The 22,261-nt window shown below is 63.0% G+C and carries 16 protein-coding genes; 7 read left to right on the top strand and 9 right to left on the bottom strand.

Translation table 11 applies throughout. The features are described from left to right. Nucleotides 1-27: 27 nt before the first annotated feature. The 5 genes from OKC41_RS17030 to OKC41_RS17010 are packed head-to-tail and all read right to left on the bottom strand — an operon-like array spanning nucleotide 28 to nucleotide 4,597. Nucleotides 28-1,035: an ABC transporter ATP-binding protein gene (locus OKC41_RS17030; protein ID WP_202044922.1), complete on the bottom strand. Its 1,008-nt coding sequence runs from the start codon at nucleotides 1,033-1,035 to the stop codon at nucleotides 28-30. 6 nt (nucleotides 1,036-1,041) lie between these two features. Continuing rightward, complete coding sequence (locus OKC41_RS17025) at nucleotides 1,042-1,818, bottom strand: ABC transporter permease (RefSeq protein ID WP_270672203.1); 777 nt, start codon at nucleotides 1,816-1,818, stop codon at nucleotides 1,042-1,044. Further along, a complete protein-coding gene (locus tag OKC41_RS17020; RefSeq protein WP_270672202.1) occupies nucleotides 1,811-2,707 on the bottom strand; it encodes an ABC transporter permease subunit in 897 nt (298 codons plus the stop codon). Before OKC41_RS17020 ends, OKC41_RS17025 begins: the two co-directional genes overlap by 8 nt. Further along, the gene (locus OKC41_RS17015; RefSeq protein WP_270672201.1) at nucleotides 2,707-3,540 is read right to left on the bottom strand and encodes an alkaline phosphatase family protein; all 834 of its coding nucleotides are present in this window, start codon (nucleotides 3,538-3,540) and stop codon (nucleotides 2,707-2,709) included. Before OKC41_RS17015 ends, OKC41_RS17020 begins: the two co-directional genes overlap by 1 nt. 10 nt (nucleotides 3,541-3,550) lie before the next feature. After that, nucleotides 3,551-4,597, bottom strand: a complete 1,047-nt coding sequence (locus tag OKC41_RS17010) for an ABC transporter substrate-binding protein (protein ID WP_270672199.1) — start codon at nucleotides 4,595-4,597, stop codon at nucleotides 3,551-3,553. Between the two features lie 183 nt (nucleotides 4,598-4,780). Here OKC41_RS17010 and OKC41_RS17005 point away from each other — a divergent pair, with 183 nt between their 5' ends. Further along, nucleotides 4,781-5,593, top strand: coding sequence for a UTRA domain-containing protein (locus OKC41_RS17005; protein ID WP_270672198.1), 813 nt, complete (start codon nucleotides 4,781-4,783; stop codon nucleotides 5,591-5,593). A gap of 46 nt (nucleotides 5,594-5,639) precedes the next feature. Here OKC41_RS17005 and OKC41_RS17000 read toward each other — a convergent pair whose 3' ends face one another. Together OKC41_RS17000 and OKC41_RS16995 are read right to left on the bottom strand one after the other, a co-directional pair. Then, complete coding sequence (locus OKC41_RS17000) at nucleotides 5,640-6,404, bottom strand: helix-turn-helix transcriptional regulator (protein WP_010675913.1); 765 nt, start codon at nucleotides 6,402-6,404, stop codon at nucleotides 5,640-5,642. A gap of 443 nt (nucleotides 6,405-6,847) precedes the next feature. Then, the gene (locus OKC41_RS16995; protein WP_010675912.1) at nucleotides 6,848-7,762 is read right to left on the bottom strand and encodes a LysR family transcriptional regulator; all 915 of its coding nucleotides are present in this window, start codon (nucleotides 7,760-7,762) and stop codon (nucleotides 6,848-6,850) included. A gap of 257 nt (nucleotides 7,763-8,019) precedes the next feature. Here OKC41_RS16995 and OKC41_RS16990 point away from each other — a divergent pair, with 257 nt between their 5' ends. The 6 genes from OKC41_RS16990 (at nucleotide 8,020) to recD (ending at nucleotide 18,811) form a co-directional block, all read left to right on the top strand. Further along, nucleotides 8,020-8,352 (top strand): hypothetical protein, encoded by a 333-nt coding sequence (locus OKC41_RS16990; RefSeq protein WP_201895227.1) that lies wholly within the window; start codon nucleotides 8,020-8,022, stop codon nucleotides 8,350-8,352. Between the two features lie 30 nt (nucleotides 8,353-8,382). Further along, nucleotides 8,383-9,069, top strand: coding sequence for a pirin family protein (locus OKC41_RS16985; RefSeq protein ID WP_010675910.1), 687 nt, complete (start codon nucleotides 8,383-8,385; stop codon nucleotides 9,067-9,069). Between the two features lie 83 nt (nucleotides 9,070-9,152). Continuing rightward, nucleotides 9,153-9,545 carry a DoxX family protein gene (locus OKC41_RS16980; RefSeq protein WP_010675909.1) on the top strand — a complete coding sequence of 131 codons (393 nt, stop codon included), beginning with the start codon at nucleotides 9,153-9,155 and terminating at the stop codon, nucleotides 9,543-9,545. Between the two features lie 232 nt (nucleotides 9,546-9,777). Further along, nucleotides 9,778-13,134: an exodeoxyribonuclease V subunit gamma gene (gene recC, locus OKC41_RS16975; protein WP_270672197.1), complete on the top strand. Its 3,357-nt coding sequence runs from the start codon at nucleotides 9,778-9,780 to the stop codon at nucleotides 13,132-13,134. Next, nucleotides 13,134-16,748: an exodeoxyribonuclease V subunit beta gene (recB, locus tag OKC41_RS16970; RefSeq protein ID WP_270672196.1), complete on the top strand. Its 3,615-nt coding sequence runs from the start codon at nucleotides 13,134-13,136 to the stop codon at nucleotides 16,746-16,748. Before recC ends, recB begins: the two co-directional genes overlap by 1 nt. Nucleotides 16,749-16,756: 8 nt before the next feature. Beyond that, on the top strand, nucleotides 16,757-18,811 hold the full coding sequence (recD, locus tag OKC41_RS16965; RefSeq protein WP_270672195.1) for an exodeoxyribonuclease V subunit alpha: 2,055 nt from the start codon (nucleotides 16,757-16,759) through the stop codon (nucleotides 18,809-18,811). A 60-nt stretch (nucleotides 18,812-18,871) separates the two neighbouring features. On the opposite strand, the gene drt2 is transcribed toward recD, so the two are convergent. Further along, a complete protein-coding gene (drt2, locus tag OKC41_RS16960) occupies nucleotides 18,872-20,146 on the bottom strand; it encodes an antiviral reverse transcriptase Drt2 (RefSeq protein WP_201902289.1) in 1,275 nt (424 codons plus the stop codon). Nucleotides 20,147-21,000: 854 nt separating this feature from the next. Then, a complete protein-coding gene (locus OKC41_RS16955; protein WP_042864817.1) occupies nucleotides 21,001-22,242 on the bottom strand; it encodes an ammonium transporter in 1,242 nt (413 codons plus the stop codon). Between the last annotated feature and the right edge of the window lie 19 nt (nucleotides 22,243-22,261).

Below are 22,261 nucleotides of genomic sequence, written 5' to 3'. Positions count from 1 at the left end.
GCTGAAAAATGAATGGGATTCATGGCGTTATGCTACCTCACAGAGTTGATCCCGGGCCACCACCAGGGTCACGGCGCTGCCTACCGGCAGCAGATCGCCGGCACGGCGGTTGAGGCAATCCACCGTCAACAGCCCCGCCTCGCACTCCACCTGATAGCGGATGACGTTGCCGAGCAGCTGCTGCTGGCGAACGATGCCGGGCAGGCTGGGCTCGTGGCTGACCGCCCCTGCGGGCAGCAGGGTGATGGACTCCGGCCGCAGCGCCAGCTTGCCGCGAAAGCGCGGGCCGAACAGGGATTTGGCCTGCTCGCCACCCAGCAGGTTGTAGTTGCCGATAAAGCCCGCCACGAACTCGCTGGCGGGGCGGGTGTAGATCTGCTCCGGCGTGCCGCTCTGGACGATGGAGCCCTTGTTCATCAGGAAGATCCGATCCGACAGGGTCAACGCCTCCTCCTGATCGTGGGTCACGAAGATGGTGGTGAGCTCGAGGCGCTGCTGGATCGCGCGGATCTGCTGGCGCAGGCTGCGGCGGATGCGGGCATCCAGCGCCGAGAGGGGCTCATCCAGCAAGAGGATCCGGGGTTGCACCACCAGGGCGCGGGCCAGCGCTACCCGCTGGCGCTGGCCGCCGGAGAGTTCGCCCGGATAGCGGCGCTCGAAGCCGGTCAGCTCCACCAGCGCCAGCGCCTCTTGCACGCTGGCGGCGAGATCCCGCCCCGGCTGGGGCTTCATCTTGAGGCCGAAAGCAACGTTGTCCCACACCGTCATGTTGGGGAAGAGCGCATAGCTCTGGAACACCATGCCGATGCCCCGCTTCTGGGGCTCCTGCCAGGTAATGTCCTCACCGGCCACCCGCACCTGACCGCCATCCACCGGGGTGAGCCCGGCCAGGGCCCGCAGCAGGGTGGACTTGCCGCAGCCGGAGGGGCCAAGCAGGGTCACCAGCTCCCCCTTGCGGATGCCGAATTCAATTCCCTCGAACACCTTGGTGTCGCCGTAGGATTTGTGCAGTTGATTCACTTCTAGATGGAACATGTTGATTCACCGATGAAATCTGTTGGCTGCCCAGGTGAGCAGCAGGGTCAGCAGGAAGTAGCTCATCACCAGTGCGCTGGTGAAGTGGCCCGAGGTGGCACGCATGTTGTAGAGGTAGACCTGCAGGGTCTCGTAACGGGTGCCCACCAGCATGTTGGCAAACACGAACTCCCCGAGCAGGAAGGAGAGGGAGAGAAACAGCGCCGCCAGCAGCCCCTTGCGCAGGCAGGGGATCACCACCAGCAGGAAGGCGCGGGCACTGCTCGCCCCCAGCAGGTGAGCGGCATCCATCAGATCCTTGAGCGGCACCCCTTGCAGGCTGTTGGCCAGCGCCCGGTACATGAAGGGGAGGACCACGGTGAACCAGGTCCCGATCAGGATCCACGGCGTGCCGATAATCGGCAGCACGCCGTCAGCGTAGATCTGCAGCAGCCCCACCGAAGAGACCACGGGCGGCACCGCGAAGGGGAGCAGGATCAAGAGGTTCATCCAGGGATCCAGCCTGGGGAAGTAGTAGGCCACCACCAGCACGGTAGGCACCAGCACCAGGGTCCCAAGCAGCAGGGTAGCGAAACAGACCAGGAGGCTGCGGCCAAAGGCCGCCAGAAAGCGCGGGTCGCCCCAGAGTTTGAGATACCACTCGAGGGTGAAGCCGTCCGGCAGCAGGGTCGCCCCCCAGCGGGTGGAGATGGAGTAGAGAAAGGTAGCCAGCAGCGGCAGCAGCAGGGTGGCGACCAGCGCCCCCAGCACCCATCTGGGCCAGCGCGGCGTCAAATCATGCATGGGATTGCCCCTTGTTCACATAGCTCTTTTTCAGCAACCACTGGTTGGCGGCCGTCACCACCCCCAGCAGCACCATCAGGATCACCGCCAGCGCCGCCGCGAGATTCGGCTCGAGGAAGATGTCGCCGGAGACCAGACTGGCCACCCGGATGGTCACCAGGTTGAAGTTGCCGGTGGTGAGAGCGTAGGCAGAGGCATAGGCTCCCACCGCGTTGGCAAACAGGATGATCAGGGTGCCGAGCAAGGCGGGCGTCAGCACCGGCAGCGCCACGTGCCACACATACTGCCCCTTGCTGGCGCCGAGCAGCGCGGCCGCTTGCGGCCACTCATCCTGCAGCGCATCGAACGCCGGGTAGAGCAGCAGCAGGGCAAGCGGGATCTGGAAGTAGGTGTAGATGAGGATAAGGCCGCTGCCCGAGTAGAGGTTGAAGCCGTCGATAAGGCCCCAGGATTTCAGCAGCAGGGTCACCGCACCGTTGATGCCGAGCACGATGATGAAGGCGAACGCCAGCGGCACACCGCTGAAGTTGCCGGTCATGGTGACAAAGGCCAGCAGCAGCCGCTTGACCCTCTCACCGCTGTGGCGCAGCGCGGCTGCCCCGAGGGTGCCGATGGCAAGCCCCGCCAGACTGGCGATACTGGCGATGCGCAGCGAGTTGCCGAACGATTGCAGGTAGAAGGGGGAGCTCAAAATCTCCCGGTAGTAGTCGATGCCCCAGCCATCCGGGGTCTGGAAACTGCCCACCAGCACCCACACCATGGGGGCGAGCTGGAACAGGATCATCAAGAGGATAAACGGCAGCAGCACCAGGACCGGCAGCCAGTGGCGGCGCACCCGGCGTGGCTTCACCTGTTGATCCGCGAGGATCTCGGTGGTGGCAGGCATCATCAGTGCACCTCGCGCATAAAGGCCGCCTTGAGCAGCGGGGGGGCTGCCGGCTTGTCGTGGGGAACTCCCAGCAGATCCGCCATCAGGGCGCAGAGCTGGGTCTGGGCGATCGCCACCCCATCCGGCCAGCGCTCGACGAAGGCGTCGCCAAAGAGCCAGAGTGGCACAGTGCGCTCCTCGGCCAGGGTGCCGCCATGGCTGAGATCGTTGTTCATGCCGTGATCCGAGGTGATCACCACCTGATACCCCTCTGCCAGCCACTGGGGCAGCAGGTCGGCCAGCAGGCTGTCCATGCGGCGCGCCTGATTGCGGTACTGGCGGGAATCGAGACCAAACTGGTGGCCCGCATCGTCCACCCCCATGGGGTGGATCAGCAGAAAATCGGGGTCGTACTGGCTGCGCAGCCACTCGCCGTCCATCAGCAGGTGGCTGTCGGGGTAGGCGTCATCCCAGTAGAAGCAGCCGTGCTGGATGGGCAGTTGCTCATCGTGGGTAAAGCGATCGCGGGCCGCCAGCCAGGGGCTCTTGTTGTAAAGCTCGCTCACCCAGTGGTAGGCCGCCGCTGCGGTGCGTTTGCCCGAGGCGCGGGCCAGATGGAAGATGGAGTCATGCAGACTGAGACGACTCACCCCGTTGTGGGTGATGCCGCTCGCTACCGGCGGAACGCCGGTCAGGATGCACTCGTAGAGAGGCCGGGAGAGGGATGGCAGGGCGCAGCTGAGGGTCGTATAGAGGCCGCGCTCCGCCTCCACCATGCCTGCGAGGTAGCCCATCCCATGGGCTACCCCGGCAGAGAGGCCATCCACAAGTACCACTATCACCTTGTGTTGCACTGGCCGCTCCTTACTGCATGTAGATCATGACGTTCTCTTGCCACTGACGCGGCAGGGCCTTGGAGCTCTGCTCCCAGGCGGCGTGATCCTGCACCGGCTTGGCCTTGGCATACTGCTCGGCCGGCAGCAGCTTGGCCTTCACGTCATCCGGCAGCGCAACGTTGCTGCGGATCGGGCGGGCATAGCCGCGGGCCAGGTTGATCTGACCGGCATCGGAGAGGATGTATTCCCGCGCCAGCTTGGCGGCGTTGGGGTTCTTGGCCCACTTGTTGATGATGGTGGTGTAACCGGCGATGACGGAGCCGTCGCTCGGGATCACCACTTCAAACTTCTTGGGGTCGATCTGGTCGCGGTAGTTGAGGGCGTTGAAGTCCCACAGCACCCCCACTTCCACTTCGCCCTTCTCGATGTTGGCGATGGTCGGGTCATTCAGCGACAGGCGACCCTGCTGGGCCAGCTTGCCGAACAACTCCAGGGCGGGCTTGAGATTCTTCTCGCTGCCACCGGTGGCATAGGCCGCCGCCAGCACACCGTTGTTGGCTTGGGAGGCAACACCCACATCACCCAGCGTCACCTTGTAGTTGCCGCCCAGCAGCGATTGCCAGCTGGTGGGGGCTGCCTTGACCAGATCCTTGTTGATCAGGAAGGCGATTGTGCCGGTATAGGCCAGCATCCAGTGACCATCCGCATCCTTGGCCCAGTTGGGAATGTCGGCCCAGGTGGAGGGCTTGTAGGGTTGGGTGACCCCCTGCTTGACCGCGACCGGGCCGAAGGCGCCGCCCACGTCGCCGATGTCGGCGGTGGCATTGGCCTTCTCGGCGGCAAACTTGGCGATCTCCTGGGCGGAGCTCATGTCGGTATCCTGATGCTTGATGCCGTAGATGCTGCCGAGCTGCTGCCAGGTATCCTTCCAGTTGGCCCAGCTGTCCGGCATGCCGACGCTCTGGAGCTGGCCCTCACCGCGGGCGGCTTTTTCGAGATCCGCGATGTTCTCGGCGGCAAACAGCGGTTGACTGATGGCCACCAGGGCCAGTGCACTTGCGATCACGCTTTTCATCATCCCATCCCTCTGGACTAGGTCAGTTAAGGTTCGAGAGGGATGCTAGAGGGGAAATATGACGGTGGCGGGGCGCTTTGATGGCAGTTTCGTGACAATCGCCCTGTCATGGCGCTGTCATCAGGGGCGGTTACAACTCGGGGTCGACAACCTCTGGTCTACTCCAGTGGTGTGCAAATCCGAATGACCGACAGGGATGTGACAGTGACAGAGCGATTGAGTGAACAGGGGATGGCCGATGGCCGCACACCCTCCAAGTGTGAACTGATTTGCCGGACCCTGCGCCGCTATATCGGCAGCGGACACCTGGCGGCGGGGCAGCAGCTGCCCGCCGAACGGGCCCTGAGCGAGCGATTCGCCACCACCCGCATCACCATCAAGGAGGCACTCTCCAGCCTCGAGGCGGACGGCCTCATCTACCGGGCCGAGCGGCGCGGCTGGTTCGTGGCGCCGCCCCGCCTCACCTACGATCCTGCCATCCACACCCACTTTCACCAGTGGATTGGCGAGCAGCAGCGCACCGCCGAGACCCGGGTGCTGGCCCATGGCAACCAGCTTGCCAGCAGCGAGTTGTGCCGCTGGATGGGTCTGGAACCCTTTACGCCGCTGTATGAAATTCGCCGCCAGCGGCTGATCGACGGTCGCCCGGTGCTCCACGTCAGCCATCACCTGCTGGCGAGCCGTTTCCCCGGCATCGCCAGCGCTCCTCTGGCCAGCTCCCTCACCGAGCTTTACCGGCAGCGCTATGGCATAGGCCAGGGCTGGGCGAGCCTCGAGATCACCCCCTCGGCGGCCCGGGGAGAGATAGCCCGCGCTCTCAACCTGGCCCAGGGGAGTGCCGTGCTGCGCTTGGTGCGGGTCAATCATGACGAGGAGGGGAAGCTGGTGGATTGCGACATCGAGCACTGGCGACCGGACGCCATCCGCATCTGCCTGGATACCCGGGCACTGCAACCGCTCGCCACCGGCGCGCGGCAGGTGCAACTGGCAGAGTAGCGGCGTTCTGGCGCTGACATGGCGGATCCCGCAGGATCCACCGGGATCAGTTGTCGATGTTGGGGATCAGATCGTCGAAGCTCTGGTAGCCGCAGTCCGCCAGTTGCAGCGACATGGTGTAGGTCTTGCTGCCCTCCCGCTGGCCGATGGCGGGGCGGTTGAGCTTGAGCTCCTGATGCCAGTACTCCTTCATGCGATCGATCAGCGCCATGGCCTCGCTCTCCCCCAGATGGAGCTGGCACAGGGCCATGTAGTTGTTGGGCCTGTGCATGTTCTCCACCAGATAGTCCCCCAGCACCGACATGGCCTGGCGCGCCTGCTGGCGGGCGAAGCGGCTGTGCTGCTCGAAGCTGATGCGCTCGCTGATGAGGAAATGGTAGCTGTTGTCGATGCCAAGCTGCAGGATGCCGAGCTTCTCCAGCTTGCGCAGATAGAGGTAGCAGGAGGCATCGGTCAGGCCGTACTCCCGCTTGAGATCGATAAGGGTCTTGTCGCGCCAGAAGATGTTGGCGAGAAAGGCATAGAGCCCCGGCTCCTTGTGAAACGCCTCGTCCTGCTCCTGGGTGAAGACGGCCCGGCGGCTCTGGGCATCCTGGGTCCGGTCCAGCAGCTCTTCGAAGGAGAGTCCCACCAGATGGCAGATCTCCAGCAGGGTGTCGAACGGCAGGGAGGGCTTGTTCATCATGCGCTTCACGGTGGCGATGGAAACCCCCATGGCTTCTGCCAGGGTCTGATAGCGGATCCCCTTGTCGGTCAGGGTTTTCTTCAGGGTGTCGAGGATGTGATTGGCCAGTGTCTGGCTGTAGGTCATGCAACTATTCCTTTATCTGCATTTTTAGTCGTGTCAGAAATTGAGTGGTTTGTCTGTATCGGGCTCAAATTTTGACACCTAGAAAAACCAGAGGAGGGTAACCCGGTGATAATGGCGGAAATGGCCTGACCAGTTGTGGTGCAAGGTGGCAGAAAGTGACACTCGGTGGTGCATATCCTTCAACCTTTCAACATTTTGCTGGTGATGCATATTACATCGCACATAATTCAACACGAATCGGATTCAATACCTTCCTGGTTGAGAAAACGATTGTTTGCTTCCAATTTAAGGGTTTTTTTAACCGCAAGGTTTTATTCTTTCCTGGCATTGAGCGGAACTCGCAAGAGGTCCGCTTTTTTTCTTTTCTCCGAATCTGAGCCCGTCGTCAAGAATGGGGCGCAGTTTTGGTACTTCCTGCGCCACCGACCCCGGAAGGCAGTCCTTTATTCCCCCTGACCGGCAAACAGCTTGGGGATCTCCCGCACCAGCCAGCTCTTGGCCTTGCCCATGGTGTCCCGCCGCCAGGCCAGCACGACCTGGATCTGGTGGCGATATTCGGGACTGATCACCTTGAGTCTGCCCGCCTTGATGTCCTCTTCAATCCAGCGTTGCGGCATGGTGCCGATGCCGAGCCCCGCCAGCAGGGCGTCCCGCTTCTCCCCCATGGTGCTGACGGTCAGGCGCGGCTGCTTGTCGAGCAGGCGGTAGGTGAGCACCGGCTTGCGCAGTGCCGTGTCGGCTACCGCGATGGCGCGATAGCGGCGCAGGGTCTCGTCCGCCAGGGGCTCGGGTTCCTGATGCAGGGGGTGATCGGGGTGGGCGACGTAGAGCATCACCTCCTCCCTGAGCACCTGGTGCTTGATGCCGGTCATGGCGATATCGGCATTGAGAGAGGAGATGAGCAGGTCGGCGCGGCCATCTTCCAGGCACTCCCAACTGCCCGCCAGCACCTCGGCGCGAAACCTCAGCCGGGTATCGGTCTGTTCGGCCAGCCGATCCACCAGGGGGTAGAGAGCCTGTACCGGCATCAAGGCGTCGACGGCGATGGTGATGTCGGTCTCCCAGCCACGGGAGAGGGCCCGGGTCTCCCCCACCAGGTGCTCGGCCGCCTCCAGCAGCACCCGGCCCCGCTCCAGCAGCATGCGGCCCGCCGGGGTGAACTTGGTCCTGTGGCCGCTGCGGTCGAACAGCATGGCGTCCAGCTCGTCTTCCAGCTTTTGTACCGTGTAGCTCAGCGCCGAAGGCACCTTGCCCAGCTCGTCGGCCGCCGCCGCGAAGCTGCCACGGCGGTCGATGGCGTCCAGCACCCGGATCGCCTCCAGGGTCAGCGCCCGCTCCTTGTTCGATTCCTTGGCCATATCCAACCTTCAATTTTTTTGAATGTGTTTACCAGATTATCTCGCTAACAACTTAGGGGAAGTCACTTTAATATTCAATCAACGCTTAGGCAGGAACGCCTGGCAGCCAAATAAAAGGTAGTTCCGGGCTGAGACATCCCCAAACACGATGTCTGATGTCAGCAAAAGAACAACATAGTATTTGAATGATCTCTTGCATGGATGCATTGATTCGGGCCCAAGGGGCCTTGGCAATGACATAAAACCCAAGAGAGTGAATGAACATGAAAAACGTAATCAAGATGCTGGCCGTTGCAGGCCTGATGACCGCAGGTGCCGCCCAGGCTTCCGTTCCCGCTGACTTCAATGCCGCCCCGGGCGTGCTGTTCGTCAACTGGAGCGCCACCGCCGCGATGGACGGCAAGGCCAACCCCATGCTGGAGGTGCGCGACGAGTCCGGTGATCTGCTGGCTTCCGTCCACGCCAACCTGATGGGCACCCAGCAGGTCGCCATCCCGAACCGCACCCAGGGCAAGCTGACGGTGAGCCTGGGCAACGAAAGCAGCAGCTACCGCATCCCCTTCGGTCTGGGTGACGGTCGCCAGCGTTAATGAACCAACTTGGTCAGTGAGGAGCACACCATGATGAAATTGAGAGCCGCAGAAGCACGGGGCAAGGCCAACTTTGGCTGGCTGGATGCCCGTCACAGCTTCTCCTTCGGTCACTACTATGACCCGGAATGGATGGGACACTCTGCCCTGCGGGTCATCAATCAGGATCGGGTGGCGCCGGGTGGCGGTTTCGCGACCCACCCTCACGCCAACATGGAGATCCTCACCTGCGTGCTGCAAGGCACCATAGAGCACAAGGACAGCCTCGGCCACGCCGAGCAGATACCGGCGGGGGATTTCCAGCTGATGAGCGCAGGGTCCGGCATCCGGCACAGCGAGTACAACCCCTCGCAGACCGAGCCGCTCTCCCTGCTGCAAATCTGGATCGAGCCGAATGAACACGGCACGACCCCGGGTTATCAGCAGAAGAAGATTGAAAACAAGCCCGGGATGACGCTGGTGGCATCACCGGACGGCGAGGCGGGATCCTTCAGGATCCGCCAGCAGGCCAGAGTGTGGCGTCTGCAGCTCGCAGAAGGGGAGACCCTGGAGTGGGCACTGCAAGGGCGTCATGGTTACCTGCACATGATTTCAGGGGAGCTGACCGGCAACGGTCTGGCTGCCCGACCCGGCGACGGGCTGCTCAGCCGCGACGAGTCGAGCTGGGTGCTCACCGCCTCCAGGGGGAGTGAAGCCCTGCTGTTTGACCTGCCTTGATAGAAAAATCTTGGCGAAATGAATGAGTTAACAATTAGCTTTTACACTGTAAATACCATGATGGTAAGCAAAGGAATATGACGATGGACAAGATGAAAGATGTGGCACTGCTGGTGGGTCGTGTACTGCTGGCGCTGATGTTCGTGATGGCTGGCTGGGGCAAGATCGGCGGTTACGCCGGCACCCAGGGTTACATGGAAGCCATGGGCGTGCCCGGGTTCATGCTGCCCCTGGTGATCCTGCTGGAGCTGGGTGGCGGTCTCGCCATCATGCTGGGTCTCTTTACCCGCAGCCTCTCCGTGTTGCTGGCCGGTTTCACCCTGATGGCCGCCTTCATCTTCCACTATCAGCCTGCCGAGCAGATGCAGATGCTGATGTTCATGAAGAACGTCTCCGTGGCCGGTGGTTTCCTGGCCCTGGCGGCGGCCGGTGCAGGGGCTTTCAGCCTGGATGCCCGCCTCGGCAAGCACTGGTAATACCCTGACGTTTCAAGTTTTCCAACGCCTTTTGGCCGGTGCCCTGCACCGGCTTTTTTGTGCCCGCTCTCCGGGGATGTCATCGGTGTGACGGCGCGCAGTCCGGAGGCCACAAGTGCCTTTTGCATCTTATCCCCCGATCCCCGACAATCCCGATTCGCGTGCCGTGACGGGAATGCCAGAGAGTGTCCCCCCGCGCACCCCCTCTTCATGAAATTGGCGGGAGTCGTCCATGTTTACCCTCTACCACTCCAATCAGCTGGATCTGCTCAAGGAGCTGCTGGTGAGCCGCATCCGGCAGGCTCCGCTCTCCCACCCCTTCGATCGGGAGCAGATCCTGGTGCAGAGTCCCGGCATGGCCCAGTGGCTCAAGCTGGAGCTGGCCAAGGCGTTCGGCATCGCCGCCAACATCGACTTTCCCCTGCCCGCGAGTTTCATCTGGGAGATGTTCACCCGGGTGCTGGCGGACGTGCCGCGCCAGAGCCCCTACAACAAGGGGGCCATGAGCTGGCACCTGATGACCATTCTGCCCACCCTGCTCGGCAGACCCGCCTTTGCGCCCCTCGCGGCCTATCTGGGGGGCAGTGACGGGGCGGCGCCGGAGCAGGTGCGGCTCTGGCAGCTCTGCCAGAAGGTGGCGGATCTGTTCGACCAGTATCTGGTCTACCGGCCGGACTGGATCGCCCGCTGGGAAGAGGGGGAAGGATTGAGCCAGGAGCTGGCCGGAGTGAGCGGTCAGGATTGGCAGCCCGGGCTCTGGCGCGAGCTGGTGGCCCGCACCCTGGCTCTCAGCCCCAGCGGCTACCACCGCGCCAACCTCTACGAGGCCTTCATCCACGAGCTGGAGCGCACCCGGGATCTGCCGGGCAGGTTGCCGCAACGGGTCTTCGTGTTCGGCATCTCGGCCCTGCCGCCCCGCTACGTGGAGGCCCTGCTGGCCCTCGGCAGCCGCCCCGAGGTGGAGGTACACCTGTTTGTGACCAACCCCTGCCGCTACTACTGGGGGGACTTGCTCGATCGCAAGACCCTGGCGCGCCTCGAAAACAAGCTCAAGCCCGGCACGGATCTCGAGACCCTGCAGGGCCCCGCCAACCCCTTGCTCGCCTCCATGGGCAAGCTGGGGCGCGACTACCTGCACCAGCTGATGGAGCTGGAGGTGCCGCAGATCGAGGCCTTCGTCGACATCGAGGATCGCGACGATGAGGGCAAGGTCACCTTGCTGCGGGCCATCCAGAAAGACGTGCTGGAGCTGGCGGAACGGGGGGCCGGCGAGTTCAGTCTCGATGCCAGCCACCACAAGAGCCCTGTCAGCCTGGATGACGGTACTTTGCAGATCCACGCCTGCCACGGCCCCATGCGGGAGCTCGAGGTGCTGCACGACCGGCTGCTGGCCCTGTTCGAGCAGGATCCCACCCTCACCCCCAAAGACGTGGTGGTGATGATGCCGGACGTCAACAGCTACGGCCCCTACATCCAGGCCGTCTTTGGCAAGGAGGGCGGCAAGGGGCGGGGCGGGGCCCGCGGCCAGATCCCCTTTGCGATCTCCGATCGGGCGGCGAGCCAGGAGAGCCCGTTGCTGCAAAGTTTCCTCGCCCTGCTCAGGCTGCCGAACGCCCGCTTCGGGGCGGGGGAGCTGCTCGCCATCCTGGAGGTGCCCGCCGTGCTGCGCCGCTTCGAGCTGGACGACGACGAGTTCAACGTGCTGCGGCGCTGGGTGCAGGAGACCGGCATCCGCTGGGGGCTGGATGACGACTATCCCGAGCGCTTCGCGCTGCCGCGTCTGTCCGGCAACAGCTGGCTGTTCGGCCTGCGGCGCATGCTGCTGGGTTTTGCCATGGGGGACGGGGAGCCGGTGGCGGGGATCCTGCCCTATGCGGACATCGAGGGGCAGCAGGGGCTGATCCTCGGCAAGCTCGCCTGGTTCGTCGACTCCCTGGCGGAGTTTCTGCCCCGGCTGCAACAGGCACAGCCGCTGGCCGAATGGCACGCCTGCCTGCTGGCGCTGCTGGAGCGCTTCTACCTCGCCGACGAGGATGAAGAGCGCCAGCTCCAGCTCATCCGCAGCCAGCTCACCGACTGGCAGGCCCAGCTCGGCGAGGCCCGCTTCGAGCAGGCCATCAGTGCCGACCTGTTGCAGGACTACCTCGGCAGCGTGCTGGGGGAGTCCCGCTCCAGCCAGCGCTTCCTCGCCGGTCAGGTCAACTTCTGCACCCTGATGCCGATGCGCTCCATCCCCTTCCGCCAGGTCTGCCTGCTCGGCATGAACGACGGCGTCTACCCGCGCACCCTGCCCCCCATGGGCTTCGATCTGATGGCGGTGGCCTCGCGGCGCGGGGACCGATCCCGCCGGGATGACGACCGCTACCTCTTCCTCGAGGCGCTCCTCAGTGCCCAGCAGGGGCTCTACATCAGCTATCAGGGGTTCAGCGCCCAGGACAACAGCGAGAAGGTGCCCTCCGTGCTGCTGGCGGAGCTCATCGACTACGTGCGCCAGGGCTTCGTGCTGGCGGGGGATGAAGATCTCGACGACGACACCTCGGGCCGGCGGCTGCTCGAACACCTGATCGTGGCGCACCCCCTCACCCCCTACAGCCCGGCCTACTTTTACCCCGAACCCGGCTCCGGTCTCTTCACCTATGCCGCCGACTGGCTGCCGGCCCTGAGCCCGGAGCGGGGTGCCGCCAACTTCCAGAGCGGCGATCTGCCCCTGCCCGCGGAGTGGGGCAGGGAGCAGGGGCTGGAGCTGGCGGAGCTGCTGCGCTTCTATCGCCAGCCCGCCAGGTACTTCCTCAACCGCCGCCTCAAGGTGTGGTTCGAGCTGGAGGAGGCGACCATCGAAGACAGCGAGCCCTTCGAGCTGGACGGCCTGCAGCACTATCAGCTCAAGGCGCTGCTGCTGGATGCCCATCTGACCGAAGGGGAGAGCGAGGCCCGTCGCCACCGGCTGCAACTCTCCGGCCTGCTGCCGCAAGGGTGGTTCGGCAGCCTGCTGCTGGAGGAGATCGACGGCGAGATGGGCAAGCTGGCGGCGCGGCTGCGCCCCTGGACGGGGGACAAACAGGCGGTGGAGATCGACATCGCCCTGGCCCAGGGGCAGCTTCAGGGCTGGATAGACACCCAGAAGGGACGAGCGCTGGTGGTCAAACCCGGCAGCTTCAACGGCAAGGATCTGCTGCTGGCCTGGATCCAGCACCTTTGCCTCTCATTGAGCAGCGCCCCCGGCGACACCCTGCTGTTCGATGCCAAACAGAGTCTGCGGCTGCCAAGGCTTGCGGCGGACGAGGCGCGGCCCAGGTTGGCGGCCCTGGTGGCCCTCTGGACCCAGGGGATGAAGCGGCCGCTGCCCTTCTTCCCGAGCACCGCCTGGGAGTGGCTCAAGGGGATCGAGAAGGATCCGGCAAAGCCGGAGGAGGCCGACAAGGCGGCGCTTGCCCGCTTCAACGGCGGCTACATGGTGACGGGAGAGGGGCAGGACGTCTATGTCGCCCGCTGCTTCCCGGAACTCGATGACGAGGTGCTGGCCCAGTTGCAGGGGCTGGCCCGTGAACACCTGACCCCGCTCCATCAGGCGCTGGAGGAGTTGCAATAATGGCTAACCCGCTCAATCCCCTGCGTTTTCCCCTCTATGGCGAGCGGCTGATCGAGGCCTCCGCCGGGACCGGCAAGACCTATACCATCGCGGGCCTCTATCTGCGCCTCTTGCTGGGCCACGGCCCGGTTATCGAACAAGCAGGCGAGGAGGGGGGAGACGCCGGTCAGCCCTGTGCCCACGAGCGTCCCCTGTCGGTGACCGAGATCCTGGTGGTGACCTTTACCGAGGCGGCCACCGCCGAACTGAGGGGGCGGATCCGCGCCCGCATCCACGAGGCGCGTCTCGCCTTTATGCGCGGTCACAGCACGGATACCCTGCTGGCCCAACTGCTGGTGGAGGTGGAGGATCACGACCTGGCGGCCCGTCGCCTGCTGGCCGCCGAGCGGCAGATGGACGAGGCGGCGGTCTTCACCATCCACGGCTTCTGCCAGCGGATGCTCAGGCAGAACGCCTTCGAGTCGGGCGCCCTCTTTGAAACCGAATTTTTGACCGACGACAGCCGGCTCCGGCTGCAGGCGGTGAGTGACTACTGGCGCGCCGAGTTCTATCCGGTGGATCAGCCCCTGGCCCGGGCGGTGCGAAGGCTCTGGCCGAGCCCCGCCGCCCTGCTGCGGGAGATGGGGAGCTGGCTCGACAACGACGAGCTGGAGATCCGCCCGGTGGCGGGGGACGAGACCCTGGCGGCGCGGCACAGCGTCGCCATGGCCCGCATCGGGGCGGTGAAAGCCGGGTGGCTGGCGCAGACGGACGAGATCCGCTGCCAGACCGAGGGGCAGATCAGCCGCTACACCGGCAAGAACTACGAGGGCTGGCTTGCCAAGATTGGCGACTGGGCGCAGGACGAGACCAGCGGCTACGTCCTGCCCAAGGAGCTGGAGCGCTTCGGCCAGCAGGTGCTGGAGGAGAACCTCAAGAAGGGGGGAACGGTGCCCACCCTGCCGCTCTTTGGCGAGATAGACGCCCTGCTGGCGAGCCGACCCGGCATCCGGGATCTCGTCTTGCAGCGGGCGGCCAGGGTGGTGCGCAGCCGGATGCAGGAGAGCAAGCGCCAGGCCCATCAGCTCTCCTTCGACGATCTGCTGCGGGATCTCGACGGGGCGCTCGGCTCGGGCCTGGGGGAGCGGCTGTGCGAGCGCATCCGCGCCACCTACCGGGTCGCCATGATCGATGAATTCCAGGATACCGACCCCCAGCAGTACCGCATCTTCCACCGGCTTTACGGCGGTCACCAGGACACGGCGCTCCTGATGATCGGCGACCCCAAGCAGGCCATCTACGGCTTTCGTGGCGCGGACATCTTTACCTACATCCAGGCGCGGCGAAATGTGAGCGCCCACTACACCCTGGGGCGCAACTGGCGCTCAAGCCGCGCCCTGGTGGCGGCGGTCAACGGCCTGTTCGAGCGGGCGAAGGATCCCTTCATCTACGAGGCGGACATCCCCTTCCTGCCGGTGGAGGCGCAGGGCAAGAGCCGGGCACTGCTGATCGAGGGGCAGAGCGCCCCCGTGCTGCATTGCTGGCAGCTCACCGGTCAGCCCACCTTCAACAAGGGGGAGTACCAGAGCAGGATGGCCCGCGCCACGGCGGCGGAGATCCATCGCCTGCTCACGCTGGCCCGGGAGGGCAAGGCGATGCTTGGCAGCGAGCCGGTCAGGGCCGGGGATATCGCCGTGCTGGTGCGCACCGGCGCCGAGGGCAAGCTGGTGCAACAGGAGCTGGCGCGCCTTGCCATCGCCTCCGTCTATCTGTCGAACCGCGAGAGCGTGCTTGCCCAGGTGGAGGCGCGAGAGATCCTGCTGATCCTGCACGCCTGCCAGAACCCGAGCGATGAGCGAAGCCTTAGGGCGGCGCTCGCCACCGGCCTGTTCGATCTCGATGCCAGGGCCCTGGACGCGCTGGCCTCGGACGAGCGGGCCTGGGAGAGCGCGGTGCAGGAGTTCATGGGATACCGCGCGGTCTGGCATCGCCACGGGGTGCTGGCCATGCTGCGGGCCCTGATGCACGGGCGCAACCTCGCCGCCTCCTTGCTGGCGAGCCCCTACGGGGAGCGGCGGCTGACCAACTTCCTCCATCTCGGCGAACTGCTGCAACAGGCGAGCGGCGAGCTGGACGGGGAGTACGCCCTGCTGCGCTGGCTCGGGGAGGCGGTGAGCCAGCCCAACGGCCAGGACGGGGAGCAGATACTTCGCCTGGAATCCGAGCGCAAGCTGGTGCAGATCGTCACCATCCACAAATCCAAGGGGCTGGAGTACCCGCTGGTCTTCCTGCCGTTCATTTGCAGCCACCGCGCCGCCGACACCCCCCTGTTCCACGAAACGGGGGAGGCGGGCAATCGTACCGTGCTCGATCTCACCGGCGCCGAAGAGTCCCTGGCCGAGGCCGACAAGGAGCGCCTCGCCGAAGACTTGCGCCTGCTCTACGTGGCCCTGACCCGGGGGGTCTATGCCACCTGGCTCGGGCTGGCGCCGGTGCGCTCCGGGGCGGGCAAGTCGGAGAAGACCGACCTGCACCGCACCGCCATCGGCTACCTGCTGCAAAAGGGGGAGGAGGGGGACGCCGGGACACTGGCGACCGCCCTCACCGACCTGGCCCAGGCCCTGCCGGGGGTGGCCGTCGGTGAGCCCTCGCTCACCCGCCCGGCCCCGCTGCCCGCCGAGGCGGAGACGCCGGGGGAGCCCACCGTGCGCGCGTTCCAGGGGCAGCTTGAGCGGGACTGGTGGATCAGCTCCTACTCCGGGCTCGCGGCCCAGGGCAACGGCCACGGCAAGGGGGTGCTGGCCAACCCCGGCTTCGACGACGAGGTGGCCACCGAGGCAGCCGTCACCGTGCAGGAAGAGGAGGCGCCCGCCCCTTCCATCTTCACCTTCCCCAAGGGGGCGCGTCCCGGCACCCTGCTCCACAGCCTGTTCGAGACCATCGACTTCGAGCACGCGAAGGGTGAGTCACTGGCACAGCACATCGCCGCCCTGCTGGCCCAGGAGGGGTTCGACGAAGGCTGGGCTCCCGTGCTGCAACAGCAGGTGGAGGCGGTGCTGGATACTCCCCTTGAGACCAGCCTTGGGGATCCGGTGCGGCTGCGGGATCTGGCCCCCGAGCGCAAACAGGTGGAGCTGGAGTTCTTCCTGCCCATGGGGCGGGTGACGGCACCGGCGCTCACCGCACTCTGCCAGCAGCACGACCCCCTGTCGCGGGGCGGCAAGCCGCTCGGTTTTGCCACCGTGCAGGGGATGCTCAAGGGCTTCATCGACCTGGTGTTCGAGTGGCAGGGGCGCTGGTATCTGCTCGACTACAAATCGAACCACCTTGGCATGAGCCCCGCCGATTACGGCCGCCCGGCCCTGGAGCGGGCCATGCGCGAGCATCGCTACGATCTGCAATACCAGCTCTATTCGCTGGCCCTGCACCGGCTGCTCGCCTTGCGGCTGCCGGGCTACGATTTCGACCGGCATTTTGGCGGGGTCTTCTATCTCTTCCTGCGCGGCATGCCCCAAGGGGGCATTTTCCATGCCCGGCCCAGCCGGGAACTGGTGCTGGGGCTGGACGAGTTGTTTAGTAAAGGTGTGACGTCTGACGATCATCGTTTAGAAAAATCGAACAAGGCAGAGGCATGAGGGGCGAGATGAAGGGCGAAACCATGATAGAGCGGCTGAAAGCCTTGGCGCTGGCGGGGCGCATCCGCCAGCTTGACCTGCAATTTGCCAGGCTGGTGGCCGACCTTGGCGGCTGCCCCGAGCTGGTGCTGGGGGCCGCGCTCGCCTGCCATGAGCTGGGGCGCGGCCACGTCTGCCTGCCGCTGGCGATGCTCGCTCAGGGCGGTGACGGGCAGGGATCCTCGCGCCCCTTCGGGCTGGATCCGGATCAGAGCCGGGATCTGCTGGCGGATCTCGCGGATCCTGCGAGCTGGCCCGCCCTCTTTGCGGCCAGCCCCCTGGTGGGGAGCGAACAGGAGGAGGGGGAGACCCCCCGCTGGCCCCTGCGACTCTGGGGGGATCGCCTCTACCTCACCCGCTACCACGACTTTGAGCTGGGGGTGGCCCGCCACCTTAGCGCCTTGAGTGAACGGGCCGAATGGCCGGAGATTGCCCCGGCCCTGTCACGCCTCTTTGCCCGCGACTACGGCCTGGTGTTCGGGGCCCTGCTCAAGGCCCGCCTCGCACCGGACTTCTCCGTCCGCCACTTTGTGGAGAAGTACCTGGATCTGGTCTTCCCCCACGAGGTGGAGTGGCCCGCCGTGGAGACCCTGCTAAAGAGCGCCCAGGCGGCCAGCGAGCTGGAGCGGCTGGATACCCTGGTGCCCGAGGCGCTCTGCTGCAACGGCCAGAAGCTGGCGGCGGCCACGGCGGCGGCGCGCCCCTTCGCGGTCATCTCCGGCGGCCCCGGCACCGGCAAGACCACCACGGTGGCCAAGCTCCTCGCCATCCTGGTGGAGACCGGCCTGCAAGGGGGCAAGGCCCCGGCTATCCGGCTGGTGGCCCCCACCGGCAAGGCGGCGGCGCGTCTGACCGAGAGTATCGGCGCTGCCCTGCAGGCCCTGGATCTGCCCCCCGAGTGGGTGGAGGCCATCCCCACCGAGGCGGGCACCCTGCACCGGCTGCTCGGGGTGATCCCCGGGCGCAGCCAGTTCCGCCATCACAGAGGCAACCCGCTGCACCTCGACCTGCTGGTGGTGGACGAGGCCTCCATGGTGGACCTGCCCATGATGGCGCGCCTGCTGGATGCGTTGCCGAGCCATGCCCGCCTCATCCTGCTCGGCGACAAGGATCAGCTCGCCTCGGTGGAGGCGGGGGCCGTGCTCGGCGATATCTGCAGCTTTATCGAACAGGGCATCAGCCCCGCGCAGGCGGATTGGCTCTCCCGCCAGACCGGTTATCGCCTGCAAGGCACGCCAGCGGGGGCCCGCGTGCGCGACAGCCTCTGTTTGCTCTCCAAGAGCTGGCGCTTTGACCAGCATTCGGGCATCGGCCAGTTGGCGCGGGCCTGCAACAGCGGCGACGGGGCGGCGGTGGAGGCGGTCTGGGGCGCAGGATTTGGCGACATCCGCCTGCATCCCTGGGCGGGGGAGGCCTACAACGCCCTGATTGCCGAGGGGGTGGCCGGTTATGGCAGCTACCTCAAGGCGGCCCGGGCCGGAGAGGATCCGGCGGCGGTGTTCAAGGCGTTCAACGGCTTCCAGATCCTCTGCGCCCTGCGGGACGGCCCCTTCGGGGTGACGGGGCTCAACGAGCGGCTCGAATTGGCCCTCGCCAAGGCAGGGCTGATCCAGCGTGATGGCGACTGGTATGCGGGCCGCCCGGTGATGGTGGTGCGCAACGACCACGGGGTGGGCCTCTACAACGGCGACATGGGGCTCTGCCTGCCCGATGACACCGGCCGCCTCAAGGTGTGGTTCGAGCAGCCGGACGGCACCCTGCGGGCTTTGCTGCCCAGCCGGTTGCCCCCCCATGAGACGGTCTACGCCATGACCATTCACAAATCCCAGGGGTCGGAGTTTGCCCATACCGTGCTGGTGCTGCCCGACAGCCCCAGCCCGCTCCTGACCCGCGAGCTGGTCTACACCGGTATCACCCGCGCCAAGGCCCGCCTCGATCTCTACGGCGATCGCGCCCTGCTGGCACAGGCGGTGCGGAAAAAGACCGAGCGGTATTCCGGATTGGCGGAGAGGTTGGGGGAGTGAGCGATGGTACGGCGGTGAAGGGAGTTGCCGCCGTCAACGTATGTTTTTAGGAGTGAACAATTATTGCTCATTTATCTCTTTGAGCAGTCTCCCCCAAAGGGGTTTTAATTGCTTTTTGATCGCATTAGAACCCATTATATTTGCCGCTTTATGGCCATATGTAATGAAGTTTCGCTTGCTTAAATGCGAGTAACGCTCATAAATTTTCTTCTTAAATAGTGGTGTTTTGGCTACACCATTTTTCTCTTCGATAAGGTTAGCTTTTTGATGCGTCTTTTTAGCTAACCTAACCCCAGCTTTCATTCTGCCTGAAAACCTAGCTAGGGCTGCTGATCTAATTAGTTTTCTTTCGCCATCAAAAATGAACCCTAAATATTGTAGCGGCTTGTCGCATTTTTGAACTCCGCTATATACGTGGAAGTTTCTAACCTCTGTTTTCTTATCATTTATTTCTATCTTTAGCTCGGAGATGCTTTGTGTCACTATAGATATTAACTCGCTGGTTTTATCACTATCGATGATAAAAAGCATATCGTCACAGTAACGATAGTATTCTCCTGAAATAGATACCACCATGTCTTTTATTTTCTTGTCGAAATCTAGCATGTATATATTAGACAGAAGAGCGCTTATAGATGTTCCTTGTGGTATACCTCTTCCAGTCGAGTTGGTTTTTATTAGCCCTAGGCCTCGTATTTTATCTCTGAAGGTTTTTATATCGCAAAGCCTTGCCCCTGTAGATTTTGGATTGTTTCTCGATATTTTAAGCGCTGCATACAATAGGTCTCTATTGACTGTAGACGATTTGGTTAGAGAACAGTATATATTGAAATGGTCATCTGGTAATGAGTTTTCTTGGAGTAATTTGCACCACATTGATTTGAGTATTACATGATCTAAATTATCAAAGAAACCAGAGATATCCATCGCGATTGCAGTGCAATCACCATGAGCCTTTATTTTTTCAAAGGCCGTGTTAGCAAAATCAATATTACTTTTTCCAAGAGATCTGAAAGCAAGTACGGAGTCTTTTAATTGCAATTCGTGGAGAGCCTTCTCATATACATTAGACAATAACTCTGCATAGTAAGAGTAAATGTGAGAGTCGATGTGTGATGCATATGAAATTGGCCTTTCTTTGATTTTCTTTTGAACATTACCATCTTTGTCTATTGATATTTTAAAGCTGTGTATATCGTAACTTATTAGCGGGAGGAATGCATGGTGGGCAACATTGAGAGGAGATTTTACAATTTGACAGGCTTTTCGTAATTTTACTGGAGAATCAAAATGTAAGTAACCACGACTCCGAAACCATTGATTTTCTGAGTTCATCATATTGAGCCTTAAATTGCAAAACCCGGAAAGGTAAAGGACTGTGGCCATCCGATTCCCAATCCGGGCTTAACAAACGTACTTAAATACGCATTCACAACACCGATATGATGTCGGCCACGAATGTCAGATATGATATATGATACCATCATCGCAGGAGTGTTCGACGTGAGTCTACTAGCCATCTGCGGCCATGCAAGTCGTCTGCTAGCCAGTGTACTGGTGCGCGTTCTACTTGACAGCTTGTGATACACCTTACTTCCTAAATAAGTAAGCGAAGTCATAATAAAGTGTGGTGGGAGCAAACACAATAAAATATTGGCTATATATATTGAGCTTTGCACTTTACCTCTAATATTTTTTTATTTTTAAAATTTTGTAGGTTTGTCTTGCTTGGATCAATACAAAACTACCGATTGCTTTGTCATAGCTGAGCGTAGCGAAGCCCAACGTTTACCGCGAACTCTCTTTTTCCTGCCCCTTATCTCCAGCCCTTCTCCTCCTTTTTTAATAAACGGGAGAAGGGAGCAATGCCGTTACCGCTGTCCGATTACGCTTCGCTAATCGAACCTACGTGGCTGCCACCTCGATGATTTGATCCGTCCAGACAGGGGCTGCTTGGTTGCTCCTCCCCCTGCCAAGGGGGAGGCGGGGAGGGGGTCATGGCTCCATCCATCAATCGGCACGGCACATCCCGACCCTCCCTTTGCAAAGGGGAGGGGGCAAAGCAGAGGGTTCACCGGCTACTTGGCAGAGTGGCATCGCTCGAACCGTCCTCCTGCCTTCAGGGGCGCCGAGCCGCCAAAAAAACGGGGCCCGAGGTGTCCCCCGGGCCCCGCAAGCAGATGGCGTGCTTAGATGCTGGATTTGACGCTGACGAACTCGGGGTAGGCATCGATGCCGCACTCGTGGACATCCACACCCATCATCTCTTCCTCTTCGCTGACCCGCAGGCCCATGGTGGCCTTGAGCAGGCTCCAGACCACGAGGGAGACGACAAAGACCCAGCCGAAGATGGTGGCGGCCCCCAGCAACTGGGCGCCGAAGGTGGCGCTCGTGTTGGAGAAAGGCACCACCATCAGGCCGAACAGGCCGCAGACGCCGTGTACCGAGATGGCGCCGACCGGATCATCGATCTTCAGGCGATCGAAGGCGACGATGGCGTAGACCACCAGGGCACCGGCCAGGGCGCCGATCAGGCTGGCGAACAGCGGGCTGGGGGAGGCCGGGTCGGCGGTGATGGCGACCAGACCGCCGAGGGCGCCGTTGAGGATCATGGTGAGATCCGCCTTGCCCCAGGTGAGCTTGCTGACCAGCAGGGCGCCGACCACACCGGCGGCCGCGGCGGCGTTGGTGTTGACGAACACGGTGCCGATGGCGGTGGCATCAGCGGCGCTGGAGAGCGCCAGTTGGGAGCCACCGTTGAAGCCGAACCAGCCCATCCAGAGGATCAGGGTGCCCAGGGTCGCGAGCGGCAGGTTGGAGCCGGGGATGGGGTAGATCTCCCCTTGCTTGCCATATTTGCCGCGACGGGGGCCGAGCAGCAGCACGGCGGCCAGGGCAGCGGCAGCGCCCGCCATGTGGACGATGCCGGAGCCTGCGAAGTCGGAGAAGCCCGCCTCCTTCAGGAAGCCGCCGCCCCAGCTCCAGTAGCCTTCCACGGGGTAGATGAAGCCGGTCATCACCACGCAGAACAGCAGGAAGGACCAGAGCTTCATCCGCTCTGCCACCGCACCTGAGATGATGGAGGTGGCGGTGGCGACGAACACCACCTGGAAGAAGAAGTCGGAGTGCAGGGAGTGGCCCGCGTCGTCCGCCTGGCTGCCCATCAGGCTGCCAAAGCTCGGCAGCCAGCCGCCGGCGCTGTTGTCCACGTACATGATGTTGTAGCCGACCAGCAGGAACATGATGCAGGCGATGGCATAGAGCAGGATGTTCTTGGTCAGGATCTCGGTGGTGTTCTTGGCGCGGACCAGGCCGGCTTCGAGCATGGCGAACCCGGCGGCCATCCACATGACCAGCACGCCGGAGATCAGCAGGTAGAAGGTGTCGAGTGCATAGCGCAGCTCGCTGACGGATGTGATCAACTCTTCCATGTCGTATTCCTCAGTTCCA

Origin of the sequence: Aeromonas sp. QDB17, assembly GCF_027705305.1 — a bacterium.
GTDB classification, from domain to species: Bacteria; Pseudomonadota; Gammaproteobacteria; order Enterobacterales; family Aeromonadaceae; genus Aeromonas; species Aeromonas caviae.
Note: the sequence above shows the minus strand (reverse complement) of the source record. Positions and strands in the feature narration are given on the sequence as shown.

Coding starts and splice junctions, on each gene's coding strand:
- OKC41_RS16995 (WP_010675912.1), bottom strand. CDS start 7,762: ATGGCCAAGGAATCGAACAAGGAGCGGGCGCTGACCCTGGAGGCGATC.
- recD (WP_270672195.1), top strand. CDS start 16,757: ATGAAGGGCGAAACCATGATAGAGCGGCTGAAAGCCTTGGCGCTGGCG.
- OKC41_RS17020 (WP_270672202.1), bottom strand. CDS start 2,707: ATGATGCCTGCCACCACCGAGATCCTCGCGGATCAACAGGTGAAGCCA.
- OKC41_RS17010 (WP_270672199.1), bottom strand. CDS start 4,597: ATGAAAAGCGTGATCGCAAGTGCACTGGCCCTGGTGGCCATCAGTCAA.
- OKC41_RS16990 (WP_201895227.1), top strand. CDS start 8,020: ATGAACATGAAAAACGTAATCAAGATGCTGGCCGTTGCAGGCCTGATG.
- OKC41_RS17000 (WP_010675913.1), bottom strand. CDS start 6,404: ATGACCTACAGCCAGACACTGGCCAATCACATCCTCGACACCCTGAAG.
- recC (WP_270672197.1), top strand. CDS start 9,778: ATGTTTACCCTCTACCACTCCAATCAGCTGGATCTGCTCAAGGAGCTG.
- OKC41_RS16985 (WP_010675910.1), top strand. CDS start 8,383: ATGATGAAATTGAGAGCCGCAGAAGCACGGGGCAAGGCCAACTTTGGC.
- OKC41_RS16955 (WP_042864817.1), bottom strand. CDS start 22,242: ATGGAAGAGTTGATCACATCCGTCAGCGAGCTGCGCTATGCACTCGAC.
- recB (WP_270672196.1), top strand. CDS start 13,134: ATGGCTAACCCGCTCAATCCCCTGCGTTTTCCCCTCTATGGCGAGCGG.
- OKC41_RS17005 (WP_270672198.1), top strand. CDS start 4,781: ATGACCGACAGGGATGTGACAGTGACAGAGCGATTGAGTGAACAGGGG.
- OKC41_RS17025 (WP_270672203.1), bottom strand. CDS start 1,818: ATGCATGATTTGACGCCGCGCTGGCCCAGATGGGTGCTGGGGGCGCTG.
- drt2 (WP_201902289.1), bottom strand. CDS start 20,146: ATGAACTCAGAAAATCAATGGTTTCGGAGTCGTGGTTACTTACATTTT.
- OKC41_RS17030 (WP_202044922.1), bottom strand. CDS start 1,035: ATGTTCCATCTAGAAGTGAATCAACTGCACAAATCCTACGGCGACACC.
- OKC41_RS16980 (WP_010675909.1), top strand. CDS start 9,153: ATGGACAAGATGAAAGATGTGGCACTGCTGGTGGGTCGTGTACTGCTG.